This window comes from Streptomyces sp. 7N604 (genome assembly GCF_052245475.1).
Lineage (GTDB): Bacteria > Actinomycetota > Actinomycetes > Streptomycetales > Streptomycetaceae > Streptomyces.
This window is the reverse complement of record NZ_JBQQBX010000004.1, coordinates 169,154-195,625: the sequence shown is the minus strand read 5'-3', so window position 1 is coordinate 195,625 and position 26,472 is coordinate 169,154. Positions and strand designations below refer to the sequence as shown.

The following is a 26,472-nucleotide window of genomic DNA, read 5'->3' as shown; positions in this document are numbered from 1 at the left end:
CGGCGAATCTAGTGGGTCTGGCGGGCGTCCTCGATGTCCCCGAAATGGTCCCAGCCCGCCTTGTCCCAGGGCGCCCCGTCCACCGTCACCTGCGGCAGCGCCGAGGGGTTGAGCACGTCGCCGATGACCCGCCAGCGGGCCGGCAGCTTCACGTCCTGCGGGAAGGTCGCCACGATGGCGTGGTCCTCTCCCCCGCCCAGCACCCAGGTCAGCGGATCGATGCCGACCGCCTGCCCGATGTCCGACATCTGCGTGGGGATGTCGATCGCCGAGGAGCGCAGGTTGATCCGCACCTTGCTCGCCTCGGCGATGTGCCCGAGGTCGGCGACGAGTCCGTCGCTGACATCCGTCATCGCGGTGGCACCGAGCCCTGCGGCCGCGGGACCCGCGTGGTACGGCGGCTCCGGACGCCGGTGCGCCTCGACGAACGCGCGCGGGGAGCGGAAGCCGCGGGAGAGCACCGCGTGCCCGGCCGCCGACCAGCCCAGCCACCCGGTGACCGCGACCACGTCTCCCGGCTGGGCCCCGGCCCGCGTCACCGGCTCGTGGTTGCGCAGGTCGCCGAGCGCGGTGATGGCGACGGTGATGGTGTCGCCGCGTACGACGTCGCCGCCGACCACCGCCGCGCCCGCCACCTGGCATTCGTCGCGGATGCCGTCCATCAGCTCGGTCGTCCAGGTCACGGGCAGGTCTGCGGGGACGACCAGGCCGAGCAGCAGGGCGGTCGGTACGGCGCCCATGGCCGCGATGTCGGCGAGGTTCTGCGCGGCGGCCTTGCGCCCGACGTCGTACGCCGTGGACCAGTCGCGGCGGAAGTGCCGGCCCTCCAGCAGTACATCCGTACTGGCCACGACCCGCCGGTCCGGCGCGGCGACGACCGCGGCGTCGTCCCCCGGTCCGAGCCGTACGGCGGGGGTGGTGGTGAGCCGTGAGGTCAGCTCCCTGATGAGCCCGAACTCCCCCAGCTCGCCCACGGTGCCCTTCATCGGTGTGCCCCTTCTGCCCCAGTGGTATTGCGCTCGCGTGCCCACAATGGTGTCGGTACCGTCAACAAGTCGTTCCTGTCCGCCGCGCGGAGCACGCCGTGGGCCGCGCGGGTCTCCCCGTGCCGCTCGGCGACGCGATACCGTGGCGTCCCTTCTCTCCACATGATCCTCGTGGCCGCCCTGGAGGTTCCGTGGTACAGGCGTACATCCTGATCCAGACCGAGGTCGGCAAGGCGTCGACCGTCGCCGAGACGATTGCCAAGATCCCGGGGGTGATCCAGGCCGAGGACGTGACCGGACCTTACGACGTGATCGTGCGCGCGCAAGCCGACACGGTCGACGAGCTCGGCCGCATGGTGGTCGCGAAGGTTCAGCAAGTGGACGGCATCACGCGCACCCTGACCTGCCCGGTCGTTCATCTGTAGCCCCCGTCTATGCTCGGCCGGTGAGTGATTTTCCTCGCCGGCTGTTCCGCCTGCCCGCCGCCGTGCTCCTGACCGCGCTCGGCGTGTCCGGCATCGTGGGCTGTTCCTTCACCGACGACGACGGCGCCCGCCCGGTTCCCACGCCGTCGGCGCAGGCCGCCGAGGTCTGCCGGGCGCTGCACCAGCGGCTGCCCAGGACCGTTGACGGGCTCGACCGGAGCGAGGACGGGCCCGATTCCGACTTCGCCGCGGACTGGGGCGACCCCGCGGTGCAGCTGCGCTGCGGGGTGCCGCGGCCCGAGCTGCTGACGCCTGGGAGTGCACATTACAACCCCACGGCGGAGGGGGTGGAGGTCAACGGCGTCCTGTGGCTGCTGGAGAAGCAGGAGGACGGGTTCCGGTTCACCACCACGGGGCGCAAGGCGTTCGTCGAGGTGACGGTCCCGGGGAAGTACGCCCCCGAGACCGGCGCCCTGACCGAATTCGCGGATGCCGTGAAGAAGACCGTGCCGACGGAGCTGTGAGCCCCGGACCGAGGACCCCGGGGCCTGTACGGCTTGTGGGGAGCCGCGCGTATGGCTTGTGGGGAGCCGCGCGTATGGCTAGTGGGGAGCCGCGCGTACGGCTTGTGGGGAGCCGCGCTCAGCGCAGCCCGGTGGGGCGGCGCAGCGCGGCCTGAATCAGCCGGTCCACCAGCTCCGGGTAGCTCACGCCGCTCTCCTGCCACATCCGCGGGTACATCGAGATCGGCGTGAAGCCCGGCATCGTGTTGATCTCGTTGATCACGAACTCCCCGTTCTCCAGCAGGAAGAAGTCCGCGCGGACCAGGCCCTCGCAGGAGGCGGCGTCGAAGGCCCGTACGGCCAGGTCCTGGACGCGCGCGGTCTCCTCTTCGGTGAGCGGCGCGGGCACGATTCCCGCAGCGGAGTCGATGTACTTGGCCTCGAAGTCGTAGAAGTCGTGGGCCGACACCGCGGGGATCTCGGCGGGGACACTCGCGCGCGGCCCGTCCTCGAACTCCAGCACTCCGCACTCGATCTCCCGACCGCGCAGCAGCGACTCCACAAGGATCTTGGGGTCGTGGCGCCTGGCCTCCTCGATGGCCTCGTCCAGGCCCTCGAGTCCGTCGACCTTGGTGATGCCCATGGAGGAGCCCGCGCGCGAGGGCTTGACGAAGACCGGCCAGCCGTGGTCGCCGGCGAAGTCCACGATCTTCTTGCGGGCGGCGGCCGGATCGCGCTCCCACTCGCGGGGCCTGATCACCTCGTACGGGCCGACGGGCAGCCCGTAGGAGATGAACACCCGCTTCATGTACTCCTTGTCCATGCCGACGGCCGAGGCGAGGACGCCCGAGCCGACGTACGGCACCCCGGAGAGCTCCAGCAGGCCCTGGATGGTGCCGTCCTCGCCGTAAGGGCCGTGCAGCACGGGGAAGACGACGTCGACCTCGCCGAGCACCTTGGGCACCGAGCCCGGCTCGGTGTAGACGACCTCGCGGCTGGCCGGATCGACCGGCAGCAGCACGGCGCCCTCGGACGACTCGGCGAGCTGCTCGACGCTGGGCAGCTTCCGGTCGGCGATCGCCATCCGCTCGGGGGCATCGGCGGTCAGCGCCCAGCGGCCGTCGGGCGTGATGCCGATCGGCAGCACGTCGTACCGCGTGCGGTCGATGGCACGCAGGACGGCGCCCGCGGTAACCACGGAGATGGCGTGTTCCGAGCTGCGTCCGCCGAAGACGACGGCCACGCGCGGCTTGGGGCTCTGGGAGGAGTGCTCGCTGCTCATATCGCGACGACCCTACCGAACAGTTCGGGCCACGTCAGTGCCGCTCGGCCTTGGCGCTGCGCGACATCAGCTCCTTCAGCGCGACGAGCGGCTGCTTTCCCTCGTGGACGATGCCGACGACGGTCTCCGTGATAGGCATGTCGACGCCGTGCCTCCGGGCCAGATCGAGCACGGACTCGCAGGACTTGACGCCCTCCGCGGTCTGGCTGGTGACCGCGATGGTCTCCTCCAGCGTCATGCCCCGGCCGAGGTTGGTGCCGAAGGTGTGGTTGCGGGACAGCGGGGATGAGCAGGTGGCGACGAGGTCGCCCATGCCCGCGAGGCCGGCGAAGGTGTGCGCGACCGCGCCCATCGCGAGACCGAGCCGGGTGGTCTCGGCCAGCCCGCGGGTGATGAGGGAGGCCTTGGCGTTGTCGCCGAGCCCCATGCCGTCGGCGATGCCGACCGCCAGCGCGATGACGTTCTTGACCGCGCCGCCCAGCTCGCAGCCGACCACGTCGGTGTTGGTGTACGGGCGGAAGTACGGGGTGTGGCAGGCGGTCTGGAGGCGCTGGGCCACCGCTTCGTCGATGCAGGCGACGACGGCCGCGGCGGGCTGCCGGGCGGCGATCTCCCGGGCGAGATTGGGCCCGGTGAGCACGGCGACCCTCCTCCTGACTTCGTCGGGGGGACCCCCAGCGGAGGCCTTGGCGACCACCTCCTCGACGACCTCGCTCATGCGCTTGGCGGTGCCGAGTTCGACGCCCTTCATCAGACTGACGAGCACGGTGTCCGCGGGCAGCAGCGGCGCCCACTGGGCGAGGTTGCCGCGCAGCGTCTGGGAGGGCACCGCGAGGACCGTGAACTCGGCACCGCGGGCGGCCTCCGCGGGGTCGGTGGTGGCGGTCACGGAGGCGGGCAGCTCGGTCCCGGGGAGGTAGTCGGGGTTCGTACGGCCGGTGTTGATGGCCTCGGCCAGCTCGGCGCGGCGGCCCCACAGGGTCACCTCGCAGCCCGCGTCGGCGAGCACCATCGCGAAGGCCGTGCCCCAGGATCCGGTGCCGAAGACGGCGCAGCGCGTCACTTGCTCTCCCCCTGCTCCTTCGCCGCCTTCTCCTTCACGGCCTGCTTCTCCGCCGCCTGCTGCCGCGCCTTCCTGCGCTGTTCCGCGCGGGCGCGACGGTGGTCGTACGGCTCGGCGGGCGCGGGCTCGTCGCGCAGATCGGCGAGGAGTTCCGTGATGGCCGCCATGATCTTGTCGGTGGCGGCGCGCAGCACCTCGGCGGTCGGCTCGAGCCCGTAGTAGGCCGAGAGGTCCACCGGCGGACCGGCCTTCACGCGCAGCGTCTTGCGCGGGACGAGGCGCAGCTTCTTCTCCCTGGCGTACGGCGGCATGACGTGGTTGGCGCCCCACTGCGCGACGGGGATGACGGGCACCTTGGTGAGCAGCGCGACGCGGGCCGCGCCGGTCTTGCCCTGCATCGGCCAGTGGTCGGGGTCGCGGGTGAGGGTGCCCTCGGGGTAGAAGGCCACGCACTCGCCGCGCTCGATCGCGTCGACGGCGGCCCGGAAGGCGTCTATGGCGTCGGTGGACTCGCGGTAGACGGGGATCTGGCCGGTTCCGCGGAGCATCGCGCCGACGAACGGCGCCTTGAAGAGTCCGGCCTTTGCGAGGAATCGCGGGACGCGTCCGCTGTTGTACTGGAAGTGCGCATACGACAGCGGGTCGAGATACGAGTTGTGATTGACCGCCGTGATGAATCCACCGTCGGCCGGAATGTGCTCCATTCCATGCCAGTCCCGCTTGAACAGCACCACCAGCGGCGGTTTTGCGATGACCGCGGCCAGGCGGTACCAGAAGCCGATTCTGCGGCGGGACACTCGGACACCCTCCTCGTGGGACCTGCTGAGCTGCGGACGGACAGCCGCACAAGTGTCGCCCCAGGGTCCCGGTCTGTCGAGAACACCGTAACCCCGCTGCTCCCGGGCGGCCGCGAGGGCGTCTTCCGTGGCAGGCGAGAATGAGGGCGATGCGAAGACTCGGAGAGGCCGCGGCGGGCGGCGGATGGTCCCTTGTGGTCCCCCTCAAGCCGCTGTCCTTGGCCAAGAGCAGGCTCGCGGAGGCGGCGGGGGCCGGCCTGCGCCCCGGCCTCGCGCTCGCGTTCGCCCAGGACACGGTGGCCGCCGCGCTCGGCTGTGCGGACGTACGGGATGTGGTGGTGGTCACCGACGATCCGCTCGCGCGGGCCGAACTGTCCGCGCTCGGCGCCCGTACCCTGCCGGACGCCCCGGGAGCGGGGCTGAACGCGGCGCTCGCGCACGGGGCGCGGTGGGTGCGGGGTGAGCGCCCGGAGGCGCGGGTGGCGGCGCTCAACGCCGACCTGCCGGCACTGCGCCCTGCCGAGCTGGCCCGCGTTCTGGCGGCGGCAGGGGCATTTCCGCGGACGTTTCTGGCCGATGCGGCGGGGATCGGCACGACATTTCTGGCGGCAGCGCACGGGGCGGACCTGGCCCCGGCGTTCGGAGGGCCCTCGCGAGACCGGCACAGGGCCTCCGGGGCGCGCGAGATCCTGCTGGACGGAGTGGAGTCCGTACGGCGCGACGTGGACACCCGCGAGGACTTGCTCGCGGCGCTGGCCCTGGGCGTGGGCCCCAGGACGGCGGCCGCTGCGGCCTTGCTGCTGATCACGGACTAGGCTGAAGCGCATGCAGGCGACCGCGTTCACGTACGACTCCGAGACCCGGAGCGGCAGCGTGCTGCTCGACGACGGGACTCCGCTGGCCTTCGAGGCGGCGGCGTTCGACGCGGGCGGGCTGCGGCTGCTGCGGCCCGGTCAGCGGGTGCGGATCGAGGTGGAGGGCGAGGGCGAGGGCCGCCGGATCGCCCTGGTGACGCTGCAGACCCTCTGAAACTGGGCCCCTCTGAAGCCGCAGGCCCTCTGAAGCCGCAGGCATTCTGAAGCCGCAGGCCCTCTGAAACGGTCGGCCTGCCCGGTTCCCGCACGCGCGCCGGGTCCTCGTACCCGCACCAGGTCCCCGTAAGCCCCCCGGACACACCGCGGGCCGGGCTCCCCGAGGGGAGTCCGGCCCGGCGCTTAAGGAGTTACTACCTTGCTGCCGCCCTCTTCGCGGTGGTCTTGCGGGCGCTGGTCTTGCGCGCCGGTGCCTTCTTGGCCGCGGCCTTCCTGGCCGGGGCCTTCTTCGCGGTGGTCTTCTTCGCCGCGGCCTTCTTCGCGGTCACCTTCTTCGCGGGGGCCTTCTTCGCCGCGGCCTTCTTCGCGGTCACCTTCTTCGCGGGGGCCTTCTTCGCCGGGGCCTTCTTCGCCGCGGCCTTCTTGCCCGGTGCGGCCTTCTTCCCCGTGACCTTCTTCGCGGCCGCCTTCTTGGTGACGGCCTTCTTGGCCGCCGCGACCTGGAGGCTGCCCTTGGGCGCCTTCTTGACGGCGACCTCGCCGCCCCGCGGCAGTTTCTTGGAGCCACTGACCAGGTCCTTGAAGCCCTGACCCGCGCGGAAGCGGGGCACCGAGGTCTTCTTGACCCGGACGCGCTCGCCGGTCTGCGGGTTCCGGGCGTACCGGGCGGGGCGGTCCACCTTCTCGAACGAGCCGAAGCCGGTGACCGAGACCCGTTCCCCGGAGACAACTGCACGCACGATCGCGTCCAGTACCGCGTCGACAGCCTCGGCGGCGTTCTGCCTGCCGCCCATCTTGTCGGCAATCGCTTCTACGAGCTGCGCCTTGTTCACGTCTTCCCCTTCGGAGACATTGCCGGAACGAAACTGTTCAAGCCTTTTCGCACGTTAGGCAGATATATACCGCAAATCAAACACGAAACGGGCTAATCACCCTTGTGCCGCAACCGACTCGACCGCCGCGTCGGCTCGGTAGGGCCTCAGCCCCCTTGGGGAAAGCGGCCTTCGTCGATGTCCTTCATCAAGCGGTCCAGACGCCTTGCCGCACCGGCGAGATCGTGCTTGGCCACGGACGTGATGATCAGCAGCTTCCGGGACAGCGCCATACGCACGTCCTCCGGGACTTGCAGGGAGCGCACCCTGGTGTGCGCCTCCTTGAGCCGGTCCGCGACGAGCCGGTGAAGCTCGAGTTGGCTTTCGCGGTCCATGCACCGATTGTGCCACCTGGGGCGAGTTGTCGCTTGGCAGGGTTTCAACGCCAGCCTCACACGCCACTGCGCCCCCTGCCGTGCGGCAGGGGGCGCAGTGCGGAATCCGTGCTGATCAGACCTCTAGCGTGCGCGGTTTGAAGGACGGGCGGCCGGCCTCGTACGCCGCGATGTCGGCTTCGTTCTTGAGAGTGAGACTGATGTCGTCGAGACCCTCGAGGAGCCGCCAGCGGGCGTTCTCGTCGAGCTCGAACTCGGCGCTGACGCCCTCGGCTCGGACCTGCCGCGCGACCAGGTCGACGGTGATCTCCGCGGTCGGGTCGGCCTCGCTCAGCTCCCACAGCCTGTCCACCGTCTCCTGCGGCAGCACGACCGTGAGCAGGCCGTTCTTGAGCGAGTTGCCGCGGAAGATGTCGGCGAAGCGGGATGAGATCACGGCTTTGAAGCCGTAGTTCTGCAGCGCCCAGACCGCGTGCTCGCGGGAGGAGCCGGTACCGAAGTCGGGCCCCGCGACGAGCACGGTCGCGCCCTGCCGCTCCGGGCGGTTCAGCACGAACTCGGAATCCTTGCGCCAGGCCTCGAAGAGACCGTCCTCGAAGCCGTCGCGGGTGACCTTCTTCAGCCAGTGGGCCGGGATGATCTGGTCCGTGTCGACGTTGCTGCGGCGCAGCGGGACGGCACGGCCGGTGTGCGTCGTGAAAGCTTCCATGATTCTCAGACCCCCTCGGGCGTGCGTGCGTCGACGTCGGACAGGTCGGCCGGGGAGGCGAGGTGCCCCAGGACGGCTGTGGCCGCGGCCACCTGCGGGGAGACGAGGTGGGTGCGGCCGCCCTTGCCCTGCCGTCCCTCGAAGTTGCGGTTGGAGGTGGAAGCGGAGCGCTCGCCCGGCTTCAGCTGGTCCGGGTTCATGCCCAGGCACATTGAGCAGCCCGCGTGTCGCCACTCGGCGCCGGCAGCGATGAAGACCTTGTCCAGGCCCTCCTCGACGGCCTGCAGCGCGACGCGTACGGAGCCGGGAACGATCAACATCCGGACGCCGTCGGCGACCTGGCGGCCCTCGATCACCGACGCGGCCGAGCGCAGGTCCTCGATCCGGCCGTTGGTGCACGAGCCTACGAAGACGGTGTCGACGGAGATCTCGCGCAGCCGCTGACCCGCCGTCAACCCCATGTATTCCAGGGCCTTTTCCGCGGCGAAGCGCTCCGAAGCGTCCTCGTACGAAGCCGGGTCGGGCACGGCGGCCGACAGCGGCGCGCCCTGGCCCGGGTTGGTGCCCCAGGTGACGAACGGCGCGAGCCCGGCGGCGTCGATGACGACCTCGTGGTCGAAGACGGCGTCGTCGTCGGTGCGCAGGGTCCGCCAGTAGTCGACCGCGGCGTCCCAGTCGGCGCCCTTGGGGGCGTGCGGCCGGTCCTTCAGGTACGCGAAGGTGGTCTCGTCCGGGGCGATCATGCCCGCCCGGGCGCCCGCCTCGATCGACATGTTGCAGATGGTCATCCGGGCTTCCATCGACAGCCGCTCGATGGCCGAGCCGCGGTACTCGATGACGTAGCCCTGGCCGCCGCCGGTGCCGATGCGCGCGATGATCGCCAGGATCAGGTCCTTGGCGGTGACATCTTCGGGCAGCTCGCCCTCGACCGTGATCGCCATGGTCCTGAAGGGGGCCATCGGCAGCGTCTGGGTGGCCAGCACGTGCTCGACCTGACTGGTGCCGATACCGAAGGCCAGCGCGCCGAACGCGCCGTGGGTGGAGGTGTGGCTGTCGCCGCAGACCACGGTCGTGCCGGGCTGGGTCAGTCCCAGCTGCGGTCCCACGACGTGGACGACGCCCTGCTCGACGTCGCCCAGCGGGTGCAGCCGCACGCCGAACTCGGCACAGTTCTTGCGCAGCGTCTCCAACTGCGTACGCGAGACCGGGTCGGCGATCGGCTTGTCGATGTCAAGGGTGGGGGTGTTGTGGTCCTCGGTGGCGATGGTGAGATCGGTGCGCCGGACCCGGCGGCCGCTCTTGCGGAGCCCGTCGAACGCCTGCGGGCTGGTCACCTCGTGCAGCAGGTGCAGATCGATGAAGAGGAGATCGGGCTCGCCTTCGGCGCGCCGGACGACGTGGTCGTCCCAGACCTTCTCCGCGAGTGTCCGTCCCATCGCTTTCCCTCCGGCCGGCTGCTGCGCCGGCCCTGCTCGATTCCCTGGGCCCCGGCCCGACCCCGTATCCGTATTCCGGGCGGCGCCTGCGGGGCGTGGTCTGCGACCCGCCACTCAAGAGTGACGTGTTCCGCAGAAAATTGAACTTGCGTTTCACAGAGTGAGACGTGAGTATCGTTGCATGGACAACTCTAGCGGTGTCGGCGTTCTCGACAAGGCAGCGCTGGTTCTCAGCGCCCTCGAATCAGGTCCGGCCACCCTGGCCGGGCTCGTCGCCGCGACCGGTCTCGCCCGCCCCACGGCGCACCGGCTCGCGGTGGCCCTGGAGCACCACCGCCTGGTGGCGCGCGACATGCAGGGGCGTTTCATCCTGGGACCGCGCCTCGCCGAACTGGCCGCGGCCGCCGGCGAGGACCGGCTGCTGGCCACGGCAGGGCCCGTGCTCACGCACCTGCGGGACATGACCGGGGAGAGCGCCCAGCTCTACCGGCGCCAGGGCGACATGCGGATCTGCGTGGCCGCGGCCGAGCGGCTGTCCGGACTGCGGGACACCGTGCCGGTCGGCTCCACGCTGCCCATGAAGGCCGGCTCCGCGGCGCAGATCCTCATGGCCTGGGAGGAGCCGGAGCGGCTGCACCGCGGCCTCCAGGGCGCGCGCTTCACGGCGACCGCGCTCTCGGGCGTACGGCGCCGTGGCTGGGCTCAGTCCATCGGCGAGCGCGAGCCGGGCGTGGCCTCGGTCTCCGCGCCGGTGCGCGGCCCGTCCAACCGCGTGGTCGCCGCCGTCTCGGTCTCCGGACCGATCGAGCGGCTGACCCGCCACCCGGGCCGGATGCACGCCCAGGCGGTCGTGGACGCGGCCGCGCGGCTGAGCGAGGCTCTGCGGCGCAGCGGCTGAGTCGCACCTCCGGGCCGGCGTCCGGCTTCAGGCGGCCGAGTCGGCTTCAGCTCAGGCGGCCGGGTTCAGCTTCAGCCGGTCCGCGGCGCGTTCTCCGCGCTTGCCCACCGGCTCCGTGCCGGTGGCCGCGCCCAGTCCGAACTCCGGCATGTTGAGGTAGACGGACTCGTACGAGCCGGCCGGGACGACGTACGTCTCGTGCCAGAAGCCGACGTGTCCCTTGCCCTCCCGCACGCGGCGGTTGAACGCGGCCCACGCCGGCCGGTGTTCCTTGCCCGGGTCCGCGGCGTACGCGATCAGCTTCTCGTGCGAGTCCCAGTACTGCACCAGGTACAGCACACGCGGGCCGCCCAGCAGGATGCGGAATCCCAGCATCCCGCTGCCCTTGTCCCCCGACAGCTCCTTCAGCATCCGCGGCATCGCGGTGAAGACGGGCCACCAACTGCGCACGGCGCGAAGGCGGTTGATCCGCATCCCGATGTGGAAAACGGTGACGTCCCCGTCCGCGGCCGCGGTCCGGCGCCCTGGAATCGGCTTGTCGCTCATGATCTCTCCCCTTGTCGCTGCTGGTCGCCCACGTTTTGGATAGTGCCGCTATCCATGCTTGGATAGTGCCACTCCCCAAGGAAAGGTGCAAGGGCGATGCGGCTGGCGGAACTGAGCGAGCGGAGCGGGGTCCCGACGGCGACGATCAAGTACTACCTGCGTGAGCGCCTGCTGCCGCCGGGCCAACGGATCACCGCCACCCAGGCCGAGTACGGCGAGGAGCACCTGCGCCGGCTCCGTCTCGTACGGGCGCTGATCCAGGTCGGCCGGATGCCCGTGGCCACGGCCCGCGAAGTGCTCGCCGCGGTCGACGACGAGTCGCTGGACCAGCACATGCGGCTCGGCGCGGCGACGTGGGCTCTGCCGCACGGGCCGGAGCCGGACGCGGAGGACCCCGCGACGGAGACGGCGCGCGCGACCGTGGCCGAGGTGCTGCGGGAGCTCGGCTGGCGCCATGACGAGAGCGGCGGGCAGCCCTCCCCGGCCCACGGCACGCTGGTCGCCTCGGTCGCCGCCCTGGAGCGCCTCGGTTACCCCTGCGACCCCGCACACCTGGCGAACTACGCGCGCGCCGCGACCGGAGTCGCCGTCCACGACCTGGATCTTGTGGAGGAGTACGAGCGGCCCGCCGAGCAGGTGGAGGCGGCGGTGGCGCTGACGGTGCTGTACGAGCCGGTGCTGCTGAGCCTGCGGCGGATGGCGCACGCGGAGGAGTCGGCACGGCGGTTCGCGCCCTGACACGCGAAAAGCCTCCCGCGAGGAAGGCTTTCACTTCGAGGCCGGACCAACTGAGCCGGAATCAGCCGGGCCACCGATGCCCCATGCACGCTGGGGACATACGAAAGCCTCCCGCAGCCGTACTGCGGGAGGCTTCGCTCCGCGTACCCCCGACCGGATTCGAACCGGCGCTACCGCCTTGAGAGGGCGGCGTGCTAGGCCGCTACACAACGGGGGCCCTGGCGATCCTTTACTCATCGCCGCCTCCGGGAGCGACCCGGATGGTGGCGGAAGGAAGGATCTGTACCCCCGACCGGATTCGAACCGGCGCTACTGCCTTGAGAGGGCAGCGTGCTAGGCCGCTACACAACGGGGGCTTGGCACTTCGTGATCAAGAGCTTCGTGACCGGAACTCTTGCTGGGGTACCAGGACTCGAACCTAGACTAACTGAACCAGAATCAGTCGTGCTGCCAATTACACCATACCCCACCAAAACGCAACCCCCTGTGGGGGTTTTGTTCGGGTTGCGCCCCGGCCCGGCCTCGCGGCCCGCCCGGCGGCGCAGGAAGAACATTACCTGATCGCGGACGGCGCTCCAAAACGGGTATCGCCCCGCGACGGGCGCCGCCAGGCCGACCACTGCTGCATGGGTCGGCGGGCAGCGGCGACACGGTCCGCGAGGCACGGATCACACTGTCTGGCCGTGATCGGGCCATGCCCGGTCACCGCGGACCGGCTGGAACGGCTCGCCACCGGCATCTCCCGGCTGCCGGGACATGGACCGGGTCGTTGACCCGTATGCGGCTCCCCCCGACGTATCCCTGACGGACACCGACGACGGCACGGTGCTGCTGCACCAGCGCACCGGCCGCTACTGGCAGCTCAACATCACCGGCAGCCGCGTACTGCGCCGTCTGCTGGACGGAGACACCTCCGAGACCATCGCAGCCGACCTCACCGCCTCCTACGGCATCGACCCGCAGCGAGCCGCGGACGATGTCGGCGCCGCGATCCGGCAACTGCGCAGCGCCGAACTGACGGTGACCGGCGAGCTGACGAGCTGGACGGTCCGAGGCGGCCGGGGACGCGCCGGACGTCGAGGCGGCGGTGTTCCACGTGGGCACGGCAACGCCTGCCGAAGGAGCAGCAGAGCAACATGCCGAAGGGGTGGCAGCCTTCCCGCTGCCACCCCTTTGACAGCAAGCGGCCTTACGCGGTGATCGCGTCCAGCGCCGCGCGCAGCCGGCGCAGTGTCTCCTCGCGCCCCAGCAGCTCCATCGACTCGAAGAGCGGCGGGGAGACGCGGCGGCCGGTGACGGCGACCCGCAGCGGCGTGAAGGCGTGCTTGGGCTTGAGGCCCAGACCGTCCACCAGGGCCTCGCGCAGCACGGCCTGGATCGGCTCCGCGGTGTAGTCCCCCAGGGACTCCAGGGCCTTGACGGACGCGTCCAGGACGGGCGCCGCGTCCTGGTTCAGCACCTTCGCCGCGTCGGCCTCGTCCACCCGGAAGTCCTCAGGCTTCACGAACAGGAAGCCGAGCATGCCCCTGACCTCGCTCAGGACGACCATGCGCTCCTGGGTCAGCGGCGCCGCCTCGGCCAGCAGCTCCAGCTGCTCGGCGGTCGGCTCCTCGTCGAAGAGGTACGGCGCCAGGCGGCGGACGAACTCGTCGGGCGCCAGCTCCCGCAGGTGCACCGCGTTGATCGCCTCGGCCTTCTTGATGTCGAAACGCGCCGGGTTGGCGTTGACGTCCTTGATATCGAAGGCGGCGATCATCTCGTCCATCGAGAAGATGTCGCGGTCCTCGGCGAGCGACCAGCCCAGCAGCGAAAGGTAGTTGAGCAAGCCCTCGGGCAGGAAGCCGCGCTCGCGGTAGAGGTTGAGCGAGGACTGCGGGTCGCGCTTGGAGAGCTTCTTGTTGCCGTCGCCCATGACGTACGGCAGGTGCCCGAACTGCGGGGTGGTGCCGTTGCCCACGCCGATCTCGGCGAGCGCCGCGTACAGCGCGATCTGACGCGGGGTGGAGGACAGCAGGTCCTCGCCGCGCAGCACGTGCGTGATCTCCATCAGCGCGTCGTCGACCGGGTTGACCAGCGTGTAGAGCGGGGCGCCGTTGGCCCGGACGATCCCGTAGTCGGAGACGTTCTCCGGGGTGAAGGTCAGCTCGCCGCGCACCAGGTCGGTGAAGGTGATCGGCTCGTCGGGCATCCGGAAGCGGATGATCGGCGTGCGGCCCTCGCGCTCGTACGCCTCGATCTGCTCGGGCCGCAGATCACGGCACTTGCCGTCGTAGCCGGAGGGCTTGCCTGCGGCGCGGGCGGCCTCGCGGCGCTCGTCCAGCTCCTGGGTGGTGCAGTAGCACGGGTAGGCGAAACCGCGCTCCTGGAGCCGGCGGGCGACGTCGGCGTAGACCTCCATGCGCTGCGACTGGCGGTACGGCGCGTGCGGGCCGCCGACCTCAGGGCCCTCGTCCCAGTCGAAGCCCAGCCAGCGCATCGCGTCCAGCAGCGCCTCGTACGACTCCTCGGAGTCGCGGGCCGCGTCGGTGTCCTCGATGCGGAAGACCAGGGTGCCGCCGTGGTGGCGGGCGAACGCCCAGTTGAAGAGGGCGGTGCGGACCAGGCCCACGTGGGGGTTGCCGGTCGGCGAGGGACAGAAACGTACTCGTACGGAAGACGCGGGGGATGCTGCCGGTGCGCTAGCCACGCTTGATCACCTTGTTGGTGAGAGTGCCGATGCCTTCGATGGTGACGGCGACCTCGTCGCCGACGTTGATCGGGCCGACCCCTGCCGGGGTGCCCGTGAGGACGACGTCGCCGGGGAGCAGCGTCATCGCCTCGGTGATGTGCACGATCAGGTCCGCGATCGAGCGCACCATGTCGCTCGTACGCCCCAGCTGGCGCTGTTCGCCGTTGACCGTGCACATGATGCCGAGGTCGCTGGGGTCGAGTTCGGTCTCCACCCAGGGGCCGAGCGGGCAGGAGGTGTCGAAGCCCTTGGCCCTGGCCCACTGCGACTCGCGCTTCTGGACGTCCCGTGCGGTGACGTCGTTGGCGCAGGTGTAGCCGAGGATGACGTCCTGGACCCGGTCGCGCGGGACCTCGCGGCACATCCGGCCGATGACCACGGCCAGCTCGGCCTCGTGGTGCAGCTCGCTGGAGAACGAGGGGTACGCGATGGGGTCGCCCGGGCCGATCACCGCGGTGGACGGCTTGAAGAAGGCGACGGGTACGTCAGGGACCTCGTTGCCCAGCTCGGCGGCGTGCTCGGCGTAGTTGCGGCCGATCGCGACGACCTTGTTGGGCAGCACGGGCGGCAGCAGCCGGACCTTGCTGAGCGGGATCTTCTGTCCCGAGCGCTCGAACTCGGCGAAGGGGTGGCCCTTGATGATGTCGAGTACGGGCCCCTCCTTGGAGGAGGGGTCACCCTCCACCACGCCGAAGGCGACGTTGCCGTCGATGGAGAACCTGGCGATGCGCACGGGTAGCCGCTGCCCCTCTGATCACTGCTGGAGACTGACACTCCAGGCTATCGCCCCTTTTTCGGCGCTCGCTCGCCTCCGGGCGAGCGCGGCCCGGCCGGTCGCTCGCCGGCCGGGTGCGCCTCGGCTCTCGCCGGGGCCGCGTCAGCTCTCGGGGGCGTCCATCAGGACCGTGCGCCGCGGGTTGGCCGTCTGCGTCGGCAGCTCGACGCTGTGCTCCGGCGCCTCGGCGCCCACGGCCTGCAGCTCTTCGGCATCCTCGAGGTGCGCCAGAGTGGTGCGTCGCGGGTTGGCTATGTTGCGGAACAGCATCGTCGTCTTCACCGGTGTGTGCCTCGCGTCGGTCGCTTGTCGTTTTGCCTGTCTGTGTAAAGCGTCAGGCTAGACGCGCCATTCCCAGCAGCTCGCCGGAAGAAGCCTTGATCTTCGTGTGATTTTGCTCACCAGCAGACCGGCAAAACGTGCATAACGGTCGCCTTTTACAGCCACTCGAATCGGGCAATGCGCACTGAAGTGAATGTTCCGCTCCCGATCACCGCTACTGGGACACTCGTCCGTGGTGAGCGACTCGTGGAAAAAAGTCCGTTATCGCGGGCTTCGCTATCCACGTCCCGTCATTCCCCCCGCACTCAGCGTCATCTGTGTCACGCTCTCACCCGCCGCCCTTGTTGGAGATCCGGCACTGTGCTGGAATTCCACGGACCGCCGGGGCCACTGTTCCCCACAATGACTCGACACCGTCCCGCCGCTCGCGCGGAGGGGCGCCTGGTCCAGAGGTTGCGACGCTAGTGCAGGGACGTTTCAAGAGGGATGGCAGCGCTGCGGCGGACCCGGAGCCGCGCGGTGGGACCGACCGTGGCTCCTCACCCCAGCGTGTCCAGGGCACCGGCGCCACGCCGGAGAGCACGGGCTCCACGAGCCCCGTACACACGGGCGCGCAGAAGGGCGGCGGTGAATCCGACGCCCGCCCGCAGCCCAAGCCGCTACCGGGCCCCGGCTCGCGCATGGCCCTGCGCAACTGGCACATCAGCACCCGCCTGGTCGCCCTGCTGACCCTGCCCGTCGTCGCTGCGACGACGCTGGGCGCGCTGCGCATCGACAGCTCGATGGACAACCTCCAGCAGCTCGAGAACATGAAGCTGCTGACCGAGATGACCAAACAGGCGACCGAACTGGCGTCCGCGCTCCAGGAGGAACGCGACCACTCGGCCGGCCCGCTGGCCCAGAAGGACGCCAAGAACGACGACGTCGTCTACTCCCGGATCAAGTCCGACCGGGCGAAGCAGTCGTTCCGCGAGGCCACCCAGGACATCGAGGCCTCCAACTCCGAGGAACTGGTCGGCGTCAACTCGTCGCTGGTCAACATCCTGAAGCAGCTCGAGAAGATCAAGACGATCCGCGCCAACGCGTACGACGACGCCGACTACGTCGCGCAGACCGTCTCCAGCTACAACGAGCTCATCAACTCGCTGCTCTCGCTGTCCCAGGACATGGCCCAGGCCACCAGCAACAGCGAGATGATCCGCTCCACCCGCGCCCTCGCCGCCTTCTCCTCGGCCAAGGAGTTCGCGTCCATCCAGCGCGCGGTCATCTCCGCCGGCCTCGCCCACCAGCCCAAGCCCAAGCTGTCGGCCAACGACCGGCTCTTCGGCCAGTCGGCGCAGCAGAGCGAGGAGTCCTCCCTCGCCCAGTTCATCCAGGTCTACGACGGCAAGTCCGAGTCCTCGGAGCTGCTGCAGGCGCTGGAGGACGGCGGCAACTCCGAGATCATCCTGGCGGACACCTACGCCGCCCGGGTCCTGAAGACCGACGGCCAGATCTCCAGCGAGAAGCGCTCGTACAAGGACTGGTACGACCAGGACAGCACCAAGATCGACGAGATGGCCCGGATCGAGCAGACGCTGCTCTCCGAGATGGAGGAGAAGGCCCGCGAGCTGCGCTCCGAGGCCCAGCAGGTCGCCATCATCAACGGTGTCCTGATCCTCCTCGTCCTGGGCGTCTCGCTGGTCGGCGCGTTCGTCGTGGCCCGCTCCATGGTGCGCTCGCTGCGCCGGCTGCAGGACACCGCGCAGGAGGTCTCACAGAAGCGGCTGCCCGAGCTGGTCAAGCAGCTCTCCGAGGCCGACCCGCAGGACGTGGACACCTCCGTCGAGTCGGTCGGTGTGCACAGCCGGGACGAAATCGGCCAGGTGGCCGCGGCGTTCGACGACGTGCACCGCGAGGCGGTCCGCCTCGCCGCCGAGCAGGCGCTGCTGCGGGGCAACGTCAACGCGATGTTCACCAACCTCTCGCGCCGCAGCCAGGGCCTCATCCAGCGCCAGCTGTCGCTGATCTCCGAGCTGGAGAGCCGCGAGGCCGACCCGGACCAGCTGTCCTCGCTGTTCAAGCTGGACCACCTCGCGACCCGTATGCGCCGGAACGGCGAGAACCTCCTCGTCCTCGCGGGCGAGGAGCCGGGCCGCCGGTGGACCCGCCCGGTGCCGCTGGTCGACGTGCTCCGCGCCGCGGCCTCCGAGGTGGAGCAGTACGAGCGGATCGAGCTGAGCGCCGTACCGGCGACCGAGGTCGCGGGCCGGGTCGTCAACGACCTCGTGCACCTGCTCGCCGAGCTGCTGGAGAACGCGACGTCGTTCTCGTCCCCGCAGACCAAGGTGAAGGTGACGGGACACGCGCTTCCCGACGGGCGCGTGCTGGTCGAGATCCACGACACCGGCATCGGCCTCTCGCCCGAGGACCTCGCGGCGATCAACGAGCGCCTCGCCAGCCCGCCGACGGTGGACGTCTCGGTCTCCCGCCGCATGGGCCTCTTCGTGGTCGGCCGGCTGTCCCTGCGGCACGGCATCCGTATCCAGCTGCGCCCGTCGGACTCCGGCGGTACGACCGCGCTCGTCATGCTGCCCGTCGATGTCGCCCAGGGCGGCGCCAAGGCCGCCGGCAAGCCGGGAGCGCCCACGGGCGCCTCCGGCAACGTCCCCGCCCCCGGAACCAGCCGCCTCGCGGGCATGACTCCGCGCGGCCAGGTGTCGGGCGGCGGCGCGCGCGCCGCGCTCCCGAGCCGCGGCGACTCCGGCGCACCGGGCGGTGCGGGCGGCGCCTTCGCCCCGGGCGGCCGCCCCGGCCGCCCCGGCGGCTCCGACGACTCCTCCGACGCGCGCGAGGGCTCGGGGTTCGCCCCCACGGGCCCCGCGGGCCGTACGGGCTCCACCACGGGTTCCGGCGACCCCGCGGGCACGGCCGCGAACTTCGGCTCCGACGCCCCCGACTCCTTCGGCGGCCCGCCCTCCGGCCGCGGCGCGGGACCGGGCCCCGACCGAGGCCGCCTCGGTACGGGCGCGGGCAACGCCCCCGGTTCGGGCGGCCGTACGGGGTCGCCCCCGTCCGGACCGGGCCGCGCCGACGGCCCGCCGGGACGTCCCGTGGCACTGCCGCCGCGCGCCGGTGCGGCAAGCGGCCAGGGCGGTCCGGGCGGCCAGAGTGGTCCGGGCCAAGGCGGTCAGAGCGGTCGAAGCGGTCAGGGCGCTCACCGTGGCCCGGTCTCCGGCTCCGGCCGGGACGGCCGGCCGCAGTTGCCGCCGCGCGAGCCCGCTCCCGAGCTGCCGGGCGGTTCCGGCGGCCCGGGCAGCCGTCAGCAGGGCACCGGTTGGGGCGCTCGCCGCGAGGCCGGTGCCGACGACTGGCCGACCACGGCTCCCCGCGACGCCGCCGACACTCCGCGCGGCCACGAGGATGTCGAGTCGACCGCGCAGTTCGAGCGACCGGACTACAACTCCCCGCAGGAGCAGTCGCAGACCACGGGGCAGTACGCGCTGCCGCCGTCCGAGCTGGACTCGCTGCCGCCCGCGACCGGCCCGGGCGACGACCGTACGCCGCTCTTCGACACCCTGGAGTCGGACTGGTTCCGCGGCGGTGGCCGGGACAGCGAACGGCACGGCGAGCCGCAGGGCACGGACACCACCCGGTCCGGCCCTGACACCCGGTCCGTACCGCCGCAGTCCGCAGGGCGTCCCGCGTCCCCCATTCCCCCGCAGCCGCCCGCCCCGCCGCAGCCGCCCGCCCCGCCGCGGCGCGAGCCAGCCCGTGGCCAGAACGGCGCGGACTTCTCCTGGCGTTCGTCGCCCAACGACGAGCTCGGCCGCCAGGCCGAACGGGTCCGCCAGCCCGCCTCCGGCGGGGTCACCACATCGGGACTGCCGCGCCGGGTGCCGCGCGCGAACCTCGTCGCGGGCACCGCGGCTCAGCAGACCCACCCCACAGGTCCCCAGGTGTCGCGCGCGCCCGACGAAGTGCGCGGGCGGCTGACCAACCTCCGACGGGGCATCCAGCGCGGCCGCCAGGCCGGCACGGACGGCCGCGGCAGTAACAACCAGGGCTACGGCCCCACTTACCAGCAGGAGCGCTAGTTGAGTCCGATGAGCCAGGCGGCGCAGAATCTGAACTGGTTGATCACCAACTTCGTGGACAACACCCCGGGTGTGTCCCACACCGTGGTGGTCTCCGCCGACGGACTGCTCCTCGCGATGTCCGAAGGGTTCCCGCGCGACCGCGCCGACCAGCTTGCGGCCGTGGCCTCCGGCCTGACCTCGCTGACGGCCGGCGCCTCCCGCATCTTCGAAGGCGGCTCGGTCAACCAGACCGTCGTGGAGATGGAGCGCGGCTTCCTCTTCATCATGTCCATCTCGGACGGCTCCTCCCTGGCCGTTCTCGCCCACCCGGACTGCGACATCGGTCTCGTGGGTTACGAGATGGCACTCCTCGTCGACCGCGCGGGCAGCGTCCTGACCCCGGATCTGCGCGCCGAACTGCAAGGAAGCCTTCTCAACTGAACGCCATGACCCACGTGATCCACGTGACCGATCTGACCGAACCGACTGACCGATACGACCGTCCGACGTACAGTCAACCGACCGCTATCGTCCGGCCGATCGCATCTTCCCCCACCGGCCACGCCAGACGACGACCGTTGTCCCGCCCGGAGGACTCATGACCCCGCCCCATTCGCCCGGCCCGTACGGCGCCTACCAGGACGCGTCGTACGGGGACGATGGCGACCAGCCGCTGGTGCGGCCGTACGCCATGACCGGGGGCCGGACCCGGCCGCGCTACCAGCTCGCCATCGAGGCCCTGGTCAGCACCACCGCCGATCCGGCCCAGCTGGGCGGGCTGCTCCCTGAGCACCAGCGCATCTGCCACCTGTGCCGCGAGGTCAAATCCGTCGCCGAGGTCTCCGCGCTGCTGGCGATCCCGCTGGGCGTCGCGCGGATCCTCGTCGCCGACCTGGCGGAGGCCGGGATGGTGGCCATCCACCAGCCGGGCGGTGCAGACGAGGCCGGCGGTACGCCGGATGTGACACTGCTCGAAAGGGTGCTCAGTGGACTTCGCAAGCTCTAGCGTCGGGGCGGCCCGCTCCACCACCTCCGCGAAGATCGTGGTGGCGGGCGGCTTCGGCGTGGGCAAGACCACGTTCGTCGGCGCGGTCTCGGAGATCAACCCGCTGCGCACCGAAGCCGTGATGACCTCCGCCTCCGCGGGCATCGACGATCTGAGCCACGTCCAGGACAAGACCACCACCACGGTGGCGATGGACTTCGGCCGTATCACCCTGGACCAGGACCTGATCCTGTACCTCTTCGGTACGCCGGGACAGGACCGTTTCTGGTTCATGTGGGACGACCTGGTGCGCGGCGCCATAGGCGCGGTCGTGCTCGTGGACACGCGGCGGCTGGCCGACTGCTTCCCCGCGGTCGACTACTTCGAGAACAGCGGTCTGCCCTTCGTCATCGCCCTCAACGGCTTCGACGGCCACCAGCCGTACGGCCCGCACGAGGTCCGCGAGGCGCTGCAGATCGGCCCGGACGCCCCGATCATCACCACCGACGCCCGGCACCGCAGCGAGGCCAAGAGCGCCCTCATCACGCTCGTCGAGCACGCCCTCATGGCGCGTCTCAAGTAGGCGGCTGGGAGCGGAAGTTGATCGACCGGCGGGCCCTGTCTTTTGACACGGCCCGCCGTTGTGTTCATAACGTTTCGACAGAGAATTGTTCAGCGGTCAACACCCGATGCATCCGGGCGGCTTCGCTGTGCTCACGATCAGCCTGCTTTTTGTCGGAACTCGCCCTTGATGCCCCTTTTATCTCACCCTTATCTCCTCGGGAACGGCCACCTCCCAGTGTTTGGAATGCACGCCCCTGACGTGCTGCAATTCCTTGAACTGCCGAGTAGTCACGGCCGAAGAAAGTCAACGGCACACCCTTGGGTGCCGACGCCGAGAGGTTGTTGGTCGAGTGAGGCGCAGCAAGCCCGGCCCCGCGTCGCAACAAGCGTCGCGAGGCAACTTCAGCCCGCCGTCGCGCACAGCGGCGTCGCCCGCCGACGTGCCCGACATCGCCCCCGCGAGCGGCAGCCGGCTGTCCCCTCGCAACTGGCGAGTGCCCACCAGGCTGAACGCCATCCTGCTCATACCCGTGCTCGTCGCCCTCGTCTTCGGCGGCTTCCAGGTCAACAGCTCCATCGAGACCTGGCGCGAAGCGCAGGACGCCGAGCGCACCGCCCGCCTCGTCCGGGCCGCAGAATCGTACGGCCACGCTCTGATTGACGAGCGTGACCGCACCGCGGTTCCGCTCCTCAGCGGAGACCGGGACAGCAAGATCGTCGCCGACGCGCACGCCGCGAGCGACAGCGCGCGGCAGGAGTTCGAGGCAGCCGTCGAGGACATGCCGGACCGGCCGGGCCTCCAGCGGCGGCTCAAGGCCTTCCGGGACGTCGAGGACCAGCTCCCCCGGCTCCGTAAGGGCGCCTACAGCCCCGTGCTGAACGCCGTGAAGACCGAAGAGGGCTACACCCTCGTCCAGCACCCGCTGCTGGAGTTCGCCAACGAGCTCGGCCTCGGCACCGGCAACATCACCAGCTACGGCCGCACGGTCTACGCGATCTCCCTGGCCAAGGGCGCCGAATCGCTTCAGCGCTCCATCGGCACCCACCTGCTGGTCAAGCCCGGCCCCGGCGCCAGGGACCGCAGCGCCCAGATCACCGCCTTCACCTCGTACGCGTACCTGGAGAACATCGCCCTCGCCGAGTACATATCCGGTGGCACGGAAGCGGACCAGACCGCCCTCAAGAAGGCCATGGCGGCCGCGCAGGCGGAGGGCAAGAAGCAGGTCGCACAGGCCCGGCAGAAGGCCGAGGCCGCGGGCGTGCCGTTCGTGAAGCCGCCGGAGATGGCGGACATGGTCAAGGCCATCGGCCGGGGCGCCGGCGCCAAGGACCTCAAGACGCAGGGCATCACCACGGAGAGCTGGTTCGCCACGGCGACCGGCAAGTTCGACGCCTACCGCGCGGTCGAGCAGGACCTCATCGACAAGGCCGTGAACGAGGCCGCGCAGATCTCCGACGACGCCCGGCGGGACGCCATCGTCAACGGCGCCATCGTGATCATCGCCCTGCTCGTCGCCTTCGTCATCGCCGGGCTGATGGCCCGCTCGATGAGCCGCAGCATGCGGCAGCTGCGCAACGCCGCCTTCGACGTGGCCGAGCAGCGGCTGCCGATGCTGGTCGACCAGCTGTCCCGTACGGACCCGGGCCGCGTGGACACCCGCGTCCAGGCGATCCCGATCACCAGCCAGGACGAGATCGGCGAAGTCGCCCGCGCCTTCGACCAGGTGCACCGCGAGGCAGTGCGGCTCGCCGCCGAGCAGGCGCTGCTGCGGGGCAACGTCAACGCGATCTTCACCAACCTCTCGACCCGTAACCAGGGCCTCATCGAGGGCCAGCTGACGCTGATCACCGAGCTGGAGAACAACGAGGCCGACCCGGACCAGCTGGAGAGCCTGTTCAAGCTGGACCACCTGGCGACCCGTATGCGCCGCAACGGCGAGAACCTCCTGATCCTCGCGGGCGAGGAGCCCGGACGCCGCTGGAACCAGCCCATCCCGCTCATCGACGTGCTGCGCGCCGCGACCTCCGAGGTGGAGGCGTACGAGCGGATCGAGCTCACCGGCGTCCCGGAGACCGAGATCCACGGCACCGCCGTGACCGACCTCGTGCACCTGCTCGCCGAGCTGCTGGAGAACGCCACCACATTCTCCTCTCCGCAGACGAAGGTGCGGGTCACCGCGACCCGGCTGCCCGACAGCCGCGTCATGATCGAGATCCACGACAAGGGCATCGGCCTCACCGCCGAGGATTTCGCGGACATCAACCACAAGCTGGCCAACCCGCCGACCGTGGACGCCGCGGTCTCGCGCCGCATGGGCCTCTTCGTGGTCGGCCGGCTGGCCGACCGGCACGGCATCCGCGTCCAGCTGCGCCCCTCGGGCGAGCAGGCCGGTACGACGTCGCTGGTCATGCTCCCGGAGGCGATCACCCACGGCGGTGGCGGCGAGGAGATCCCCGAGGACGACTTCACGGTCTCCCGGATCATGCCGGAGCAGGGGCAGCCGTCGTACAACGCCTACCCGCCGCAGGCGCCCATGCGCACCGCGGCCGAGCTGGGCTTCGACGACAGCCGCTACGAGGTGCCGGACGACGCCCGGGACCTCGACCCGGTGGGCCGCTCGCTGATGCGCGAGGAGCGGCGGGCGCAGCTCGAGGCGCAGACCGCGGCCGCCGAGCGCCAGAACTACCAGGACGAGACGTACCAGGAAGAGACGTACCAGGACCAGACCGAGCAGGGCGGCTACCAGGACGCTCAGGGCGGCTACGACACCGCCGAGTTCCCGCGAGCCGCCTATCCGGAATCCGGGTACGAGGACGGCGGGTACCCGCAGAGCGGCTATCAGGAGACGGCCTACGGCGAGCCCTCGACCAACGGGCACGGCGCGTACGCCCAGTACGACGGCGTGCCGCAGCAGAGCGACTGGGATGCGCCCGCCTCGTACGAGAGCCGCTACGAGCCGGAATACGGAGCAGAATCGGAATCTCCGGCGGGTCCCGCGGAAGCCCCTGAGCGGGTAGCCTTCGACCGTCCGGGTCCGACCTCGAGCGGCACCCACTCCCTGACCGGCGCCGGCCTGCCGCGCCGTGACAAGGCGTGGCAGCAGCCCGAGGAGGCGGAGCGGACCGGGCAGGTCCCGCAGGTCCAGCAGACCCCGCAGGCCCCGCAGGACCAGCGGCAGGAGGGCCGCGTCGACTGGCGCTCGGCGAACGACGAGCGCTGGAAGCGTGCCGAGCAGCTCCGCGACCCCAAGGCCGGCGGAGTCACTCCGTCCGGACTCCCCCGGCGAGTGCCCAAGGCCAACCTGGTCGAGGGCACCGCAGAGCAGACCCCGCAGGGCGGCCCCCAGGTCTCCCGCGCTCCCGAGGACGTCCGCGGCAGGTTGAGCAACCTGCGGCGAGGGGTCCAGCAGGGACGCAACGCAGGGACGAACACCAACGGCCAGGGCTTCGGCCCCGGCGGCAGCACCTACGATCAGGAGCGTTAGTGTGAGCCCGATGAGCCAGGCGGCGCAGAACCTGAACTGGTTGATCACCAACTTCGTGGACAACACCCCGGGTGTGTCCCACACCGTGGTGGTCTCCGCCGACGGACTCCTTCTCGCGATGTCCGAAGGGTTCCCGCGCGACCGCGCCGACCAGCTTGCGGCCGTGGCCTCCGGCCTGACCTCGCTGACGGCCGGCGCCTCCCGCATCTTCGAAGGCGGCTCGGTCAACCAGACCGTCGTGGAGATGGAGCGCGGCTTCCTCTTCATCATGTCCGTCTCCGACGGTTCCTCGCTGGCCGTTCTCGCCCACCCCGAGTGCGACATCGGTCTCGTGGGTTACGAGATGGCGCTCCTTGTCGACCGCGCGGGCAGCGTCCTGACCCCGGATCTGCGCGCCGAACTGCAAGGAAGCCTTCTCAACTAGCAGATAGGCAGTGCGTTTCGCGCCACCGCGCCATAAGGTGCGGTGGCGCGGACCCTCAGCAGGGACCGGCAGACAGGCAGTTGGAGGAGGAGAAACGTGGCAACACCCCCGAGCGGCTACCCGTATGGCGGTGGTCAGCAGCCTCATCCGCAGGGTGGTGAGCAGCCGAACCGCTTCAACTTCCCCTCCACGCCGAGCCGTCCGACGCCGCCGCCGCGTCGCCACCAGCGCCAGCAGCCCGAGCACTACGAGCCGCACGACCCGCCGGTACCGCGCATCCAGCCGGTGCAGCCGCAGCGCCCCGCCGCGCAGCCGTCCCAGGCGGGCGGCAGCTCGAACCCTCTGGTCCGGCCGTACGCGATGACGGGCGGCCGGACCCGGCCGCGCTACCAGCTCGCGATTGAGGCGCTGGTGCACACGACGGCGGCGCCCAACCAACTGCAGGGGCAGCTGCCGGAGCACCAGCGCATCTGCCACCTCTGCCGGGAGATCAAGTCCGTCGCCGAGATCTCCGCCCTGCTCACCATTCCCCTCGGCGTCGCCCGAATCCTCGTCGCCGACTTGGCCGAGGCCGGGCTCGTAGCCATCCATCAGCCCGGCGGCGACGCGGCCGCCGGTGGTCAGCCAGACGTGACACTGCTCGAAAGGGTGCTCAGTGGACTTCGGAAGCTCTAGCGGTGCAGCCCGCTCCACCACCTCCGCGAAGATCGTGGTGGCGGGCGGCTTCGGCGTGGGCAAGACCACGTTCGTCGGCGCGGTCTCGGAGATCAACCCGCTGCGCACCGAAGCCGTGATGACATCCGCCTCCGCGGGCATCGACGACCTCACACACGCGCCGGACAAGACCACGACGACCGTGGCGATGGACTTCGGCCGTATCACCCTGGACCAGGACCTGATCCTGTACCTCTTCGGTACGCCGGGACAGGACCGCTTCTGGTTCATGTGGGACGACCTGGTCCGCGGCGCCATCGGCGCGGTCGTGCTGGTCGACACCCGCCGTCTCGCCGACTGCTTCCCCGCGGTCGACTACTTCGAGAACAGCGGTCTGCCCTTCGTCATCGCCCTCAACGGCTTCGACGGGCACCAGCCGTACACGCCGGAAGAAGTCCGCGAGGCGCTGCAGATCGGCCCGGACGCCCCGATCATCACCACCGACGCCCGGCACCGCAGCGAGGCCAAGAGCGCCCTCATCACGCTCGTCGAGCACGCGCTGATGGCGCGGCTGCGGTAACCCCCCGCGAACCTGCGAAGGGCCCCGCAACTCCTCGGAGTTGCGGGGCCCTTCGCGTCGAACGTGGAGCGCCGAGCGTGGCGCTCCGGTGGTGGCTCAGCGCTGCCAGCTGTGCGGCGCGCGGAAGCCGGACTGGCGCTCCAGCCGGCGCCAGCGGGCAGCCGAGCGGTGCGGGCGGGCCGGGGCGCGGTGGTGGTGGCCGCTGCCGGCGGCGCGGGCGAGCAGGACCGCGGTGAGGGCGGCCAGCTCCTCGGGCTCGGCGTGACCCTTCTCGACGCGCAGGAAGTTCTCGGAACTCATGGTGGGTCTCGTGCCT

The 26,472-nt window shown here is 70.7% G+C and carries 28 protein-coding genes and 4 tRNA genes; 15 read left to right on the top strand and 17 right to left on the bottom strand.

What is annotated here, in order from left to right; genetic code table 11:
• Positions 1-8: 8 nt before the first annotated feature.
• A complete protein-coding gene (locus tag ACTWP8_RS06135; protein WP_443321108.1) occupies positions 9-986 on the bottom strand; it encodes a thiamine-phosphate kinase in 978 nt (325 codons plus the stop codon).
• A gap of 191 nt (positions 987-1,177) precedes the next feature.
• Here ACTWP8_RS06135 and ACTWP8_RS06130 point away from each other — a divergent pair, with 191 nt between their 5' ends.
• The gene (locus ACTWP8_RS06130; protein ID WP_064070330.1) at positions 1,178-1,411 is read left to right on the top strand and encodes an Lrp/AsnC family transcriptional regulator; all 234 of its coding nucleotides are present in this window, start codon (positions 1,178-1,180) and stop codon (positions 1,409-1,411) included.
• A gap of 20 nt (positions 1,412-1,431) precedes the next feature.
• The gene (locus ACTWP8_RS06125; protein ID WP_443321107.1) at positions 1,432-1,935 is read left to right on the top strand and encodes a DUF3515 domain-containing protein; all 504 of its coding nucleotides are present in this window, start codon (positions 1,432-1,434) and stop codon (positions 1,933-1,935) included.
• 118 nt (positions 1,936-2,053) lie between these two features.
• Here the strand turns inward: ACTWP8_RS06125 and ACTWP8_RS06120 are convergent, their stop codons facing one another.
• From ACTWP8_RS06120 to ACTWP8_RS06110, 3 genes are read right to left on the bottom strand one after another with little or no spacing between them, the layout of a single operon-like run.
• Positions 2,054-3,196, bottom strand: a complete 1,143-nt coding sequence (locus ACTWP8_RS06120; protein ID WP_443321106.1) for a D-alanine--D-alanine ligase family protein — start codon at positions 3,194-3,196, stop codon at positions 2,054-2,056.
• A gap of 34 nt (positions 3,197-3,230) precedes the next feature.
• Positions 3,231-4,259 (bottom strand): NAD(P)H-dependent glycerol-3-phosphate dehydrogenase, encoded by a 1,029-nt coding sequence (locus tag ACTWP8_RS06115; protein ID WP_443321105.1) that lies wholly within the window; start codon positions 4,257-4,259, stop codon positions 3,231-3,233.
• Positions 4,256-5,056, bottom strand: a complete 801-nt coding sequence (locus ACTWP8_RS06110) for a lysophospholipid acyltransferase family protein (RefSeq protein WP_443321104.1) — start codon at positions 5,054-5,056, stop codon at positions 4,256-4,258. Before ACTWP8_RS06110 ends, ACTWP8_RS06115 begins: the two co-directional genes overlap by 4 nt.
• Positions 5,057-5,205: 149 nt before the next feature.
• Here ACTWP8_RS06110 and cofC point away from each other — a divergent pair, with 149 nt between their 5' ends.
• Both cofC and ACTWP8_RS06100 read left to right on the top strand, forming a co-directional pair.
• Complete coding sequence (gene cofC / locus ACTWP8_RS06105) at positions 5,206-5,871, top strand: 2-phospho-L-lactate guanylyltransferase (RefSeq protein ID WP_443321103.1); 666 nt, start codon at positions 5,206-5,208, stop codon at positions 5,869-5,871.
• 10 nt (positions 5,872-5,881) lie between these two features.
• The gene (locus ACTWP8_RS06100; protein ID WP_443321102.1) at positions 5,882-6,085 is read left to right on the top strand and encodes a hypothetical protein; all 204 of its coding nucleotides are present in this window, start codon (positions 5,882-5,884) and stop codon (positions 6,083-6,085) included.
• 196 nt (positions 6,086-6,281) lie between these two features.
• Here the strand turns inward: ACTWP8_RS06100 and ACTWP8_RS06095 are convergent, their stop codons facing one another.
• The 4 genes from ACTWP8_RS06095 to leuC form a co-directional block, all read right to left on the bottom strand.
• Entirely contained in the window at positions 6,282-6,920 is a 639-nt protein-coding gene (locus tag ACTWP8_RS06095; RefSeq protein ID WP_443321101.1) for an HU family DNA-binding protein, read from the bottom strand.
• Positions 6,921-7,066: 146 nt separating this feature from the next.
• Positions 7,067-7,294 carry a hypothetical protein gene (locus ACTWP8_RS06090; protein ID WP_443321100.1) on the bottom strand — a complete coding sequence of 76 codons (228 nt, stop codon included), beginning with the start codon at positions 7,292-7,294 and terminating at the stop codon, positions 7,067-7,069.
• Positions 7,295-7,409: 115 nt separating this feature from the next.
• Positions 7,410-8,003, bottom strand: a complete 594-nt coding sequence (gene leuD, locus ACTWP8_RS06085; protein WP_443321099.1) for a 3-isopropylmalate dehydratase small subunit — start codon at positions 8,001-8,003, stop codon at positions 7,410-7,412.
• 5 nt (positions 8,004-8,008) lie between these two features.
• On the bottom strand, positions 8,009-9,439 hold the full coding sequence (leuC, locus tag ACTWP8_RS06080) for a 3-isopropylmalate dehydratase large subunit (RefSeq protein ID WP_443321098.1): 1,431 nt from the start codon (positions 9,437-9,439) through the stop codon (positions 8,009-8,011).
• A 181-nt stretch (positions 9,440-9,620) separates the two neighbouring features.
• On the opposite strand from leuC, the gene ndgR reads away from it, so the two are divergent.
• On the top strand, positions 9,621-10,337 hold the full coding sequence (ndgR, locus tag ACTWP8_RS06075; RefSeq protein ID WP_443317916.1) for an IclR family transcriptional regulator NdgR: 717 nt from the start codon (positions 9,621-9,623) through the stop codon (positions 10,335-10,337).
• 51 nt (positions 10,338-10,388) lie between these two features.
• On the opposite strand, the gene ACTWP8_RS06070 is transcribed toward ndgR, so the two are convergent.
• Entirely contained in the window at positions 10,389-10,883 is a 495-nt protein-coding gene (locus ACTWP8_RS06070; RefSeq protein WP_443321097.1) for a DUF4188 domain-containing protein, read from the bottom strand.
• A 96-nt stretch (positions 10,884-10,979) separates the two neighbouring features.
• Between ACTWP8_RS06070 and ACTWP8_RS06065 the strand changes: the two genes are divergently transcribed.
• Positions 10,980-11,621, top strand: a complete 642-nt coding sequence (locus ACTWP8_RS06065; protein ID WP_443321096.1) for a MerR family transcriptional regulator — start codon at positions 10,980-10,982, stop codon at positions 11,619-11,621.
• Here ACTWP8_RS06065 and ACTWP8_RS06060 read toward each other — a convergent pair.
• The 4 genes from ACTWP8_RS06060 to ACTWP8_RS06045 all read right to left on the bottom strand — a co-directional run bounded on the left by ACTWP8_RS06060 (position 11,581) and on the right by ACTWP8_RS06045 (position 12,090).
• Positions 11,581-11,712: transfer RNA gene (locus ACTWP8_RS06060), tRNA-Arg, on the bottom strand. The genes ACTWP8_RS06065 and ACTWP8_RS06060 overlap by 41 nt on opposite strands.
• A 53-nt stretch (positions 11,713-11,765) precedes the next feature.
• Positions 11,766-11,838, bottom strand: a tRNA-Glu gene (locus ACTWP8_RS06055).
• Between the two features lie 66 nt (positions 11,839-11,904).
• Positions 11,905-11,977: transfer RNA gene (locus ACTWP8_RS06050), tRNA-Glu, on the bottom strand.
• A 41-nt stretch (positions 11,978-12,018) separates the two neighbouring features.
• Positions 12,019-12,090 (bottom strand) — tRNA-Gln (locus ACTWP8_RS06045).
• 287 nt (positions 12,091-12,377) lie between these two features.
• Here ACTWP8_RS06045 and ACTWP8_RS06040 point away from each other — a divergent pair.
• Complete coding sequence (locus tag ACTWP8_RS06040) at positions 12,378-12,821, top strand: lasso peptide biosynthesis PqqD family chaperone (RefSeq protein WP_443321095.1); 444 nt, start codon at positions 12,378-12,380, stop codon at positions 12,819-12,821.
• Here the strand turns inward: ACTWP8_RS06040 and gltX are convergent.
• From gltX to ACTWP8_RS06025, 3 genes are all read right to left on the bottom strand, one after another.
• Positions 12,811-14,307 (bottom strand): glutamate--tRNA ligase, encoded by a 1,497-nt coding sequence (gltX, locus tag ACTWP8_RS06035; protein ID WP_443321094.1) that lies wholly within the window; start codon positions 14,305-14,307, stop codon positions 12,811-12,813. The two genes, ACTWP8_RS06040 and gltX, sit on opposite strands and share 11 nt — an antisense overlap.
• Positions 14,300-15,082, bottom strand: coding sequence for a fumarylacetoacetate hydrolase family protein (locus ACTWP8_RS06030; RefSeq protein WP_443321093.1), 783 nt, complete (start codon positions 15,080-15,082; stop codon positions 14,300-14,302). The genes gltX and ACTWP8_RS06030 overlap by 8 nt, the downstream gene beginning before the upstream one ends.
• Positions 15,083-15,226: 144 nt before the next feature.
• Positions 15,227-15,406, bottom strand: coding sequence for a hypothetical protein (locus ACTWP8_RS06025; protein ID WP_443321092.1), 180 nt, complete (start codon positions 15,404-15,406; stop codon positions 15,227-15,229).
• Positions 15,407-15,870: 464 nt separating this feature from the next.
• Between ACTWP8_RS06025 and ACTWP8_RS06020 the strand changes: the two genes are divergently transcribed.
• From ACTWP8_RS06020 to ACTWP8_RS05985, 8 genes are all read left to right on the top strand, one after another.
• A complete protein-coding gene (locus ACTWP8_RS06020) occupies positions 15,871-19,482 on the top strand; it encodes a nitrate- and nitrite sensing domain-containing protein (RefSeq protein ID WP_443321091.1) in 3,612 nt (1,203 codons plus the stop codon).
• A gap of 9 nt (positions 19,483-19,491) precedes the next feature.
• The gene (locus ACTWP8_RS06015) at positions 19,492-19,905 is read left to right on the top strand and encodes a roadblock/LC7 domain-containing protein (protein WP_443317977.1); all 414 of its coding nucleotides are present in this window, start codon (positions 19,492-19,494) and stop codon (positions 19,903-19,905) included.
• A gap of 157 nt (positions 19,906-20,062) precedes the next feature.
• Positions 20,063-20,470 (top strand): DUF742 domain-containing protein, encoded by a 408-nt coding sequence (locus tag ACTWP8_RS06010; protein WP_443321090.1) that lies wholly within the window; start codon positions 20,063-20,065, stop codon positions 20,468-20,470.
• The gene (locus tag ACTWP8_RS06005; protein WP_443321089.1) at positions 20,451-21,032 is read left to right on the top strand and encodes a GTP-binding protein; all 582 of its coding nucleotides are present in this window, start codon (positions 20,451-20,453) and stop codon (positions 21,030-21,032) included. The genes ACTWP8_RS06010 and ACTWP8_RS06005 overlap by 20 nt, the downstream gene beginning before the upstream one ends.
• A gap of 331 nt (positions 21,033-21,363) precedes the next feature.
• Positions 21,364-24,498: a nitrate- and nitrite sensing domain-containing protein gene (locus tag ACTWP8_RS06000; RefSeq protein WP_443321088.1), complete on the top strand. Its 3,135-nt coding sequence runs from the start codon at positions 21,364-21,366 to the stop codon at positions 24,496-24,498.
• Positions 24,499-24,508: 10 nt separating this feature from the next.
• A complete protein-coding gene (locus tag ACTWP8_RS05995; protein WP_098749732.1) occupies positions 24,509-24,922 on the top strand; it encodes a roadblock/LC7 domain-containing protein in 414 nt (137 codons plus the stop codon).
• Between the two features lie 96 nt (positions 24,923-25,018).
• Positions 25,019-25,597 carry a DUF742 domain-containing protein gene (locus ACTWP8_RS05990; RefSeq protein WP_443321087.1) on the top strand — a complete coding sequence of 193 codons (579 nt, stop codon included), beginning with the start codon at positions 25,019-25,021 and terminating at the stop codon, positions 25,595-25,597.
• Positions 25,578-26,156 carry a GTP-binding protein gene (locus ACTWP8_RS05985; RefSeq protein ID WP_360846600.1) on the top strand — a complete coding sequence of 193 codons (579 nt, stop codon included), beginning with the start codon at positions 25,578-25,580 and terminating at the stop codon, positions 26,154-26,156. Before ACTWP8_RS05990 ends, ACTWP8_RS05985 begins: the two co-directional genes overlap by 20 nt.
• Positions 26,157-26,252: 96 nt before the next feature.
• On the opposite strand, the gene ACTWP8_RS05980 is transcribed toward ACTWP8_RS05985, so the two are convergent.
• The gene (locus ACTWP8_RS05980) at positions 26,253-26,456 is read right to left on the bottom strand and encodes an acyl-CoA carboxylase epsilon subunit (protein WP_443321086.1); all 204 of its coding nucleotides are present in this window, start codon (positions 26,454-26,456) and stop codon (positions 26,253-26,255) included.
• Positions 26,457-26,472: the final 16 nt, after the last annotated feature.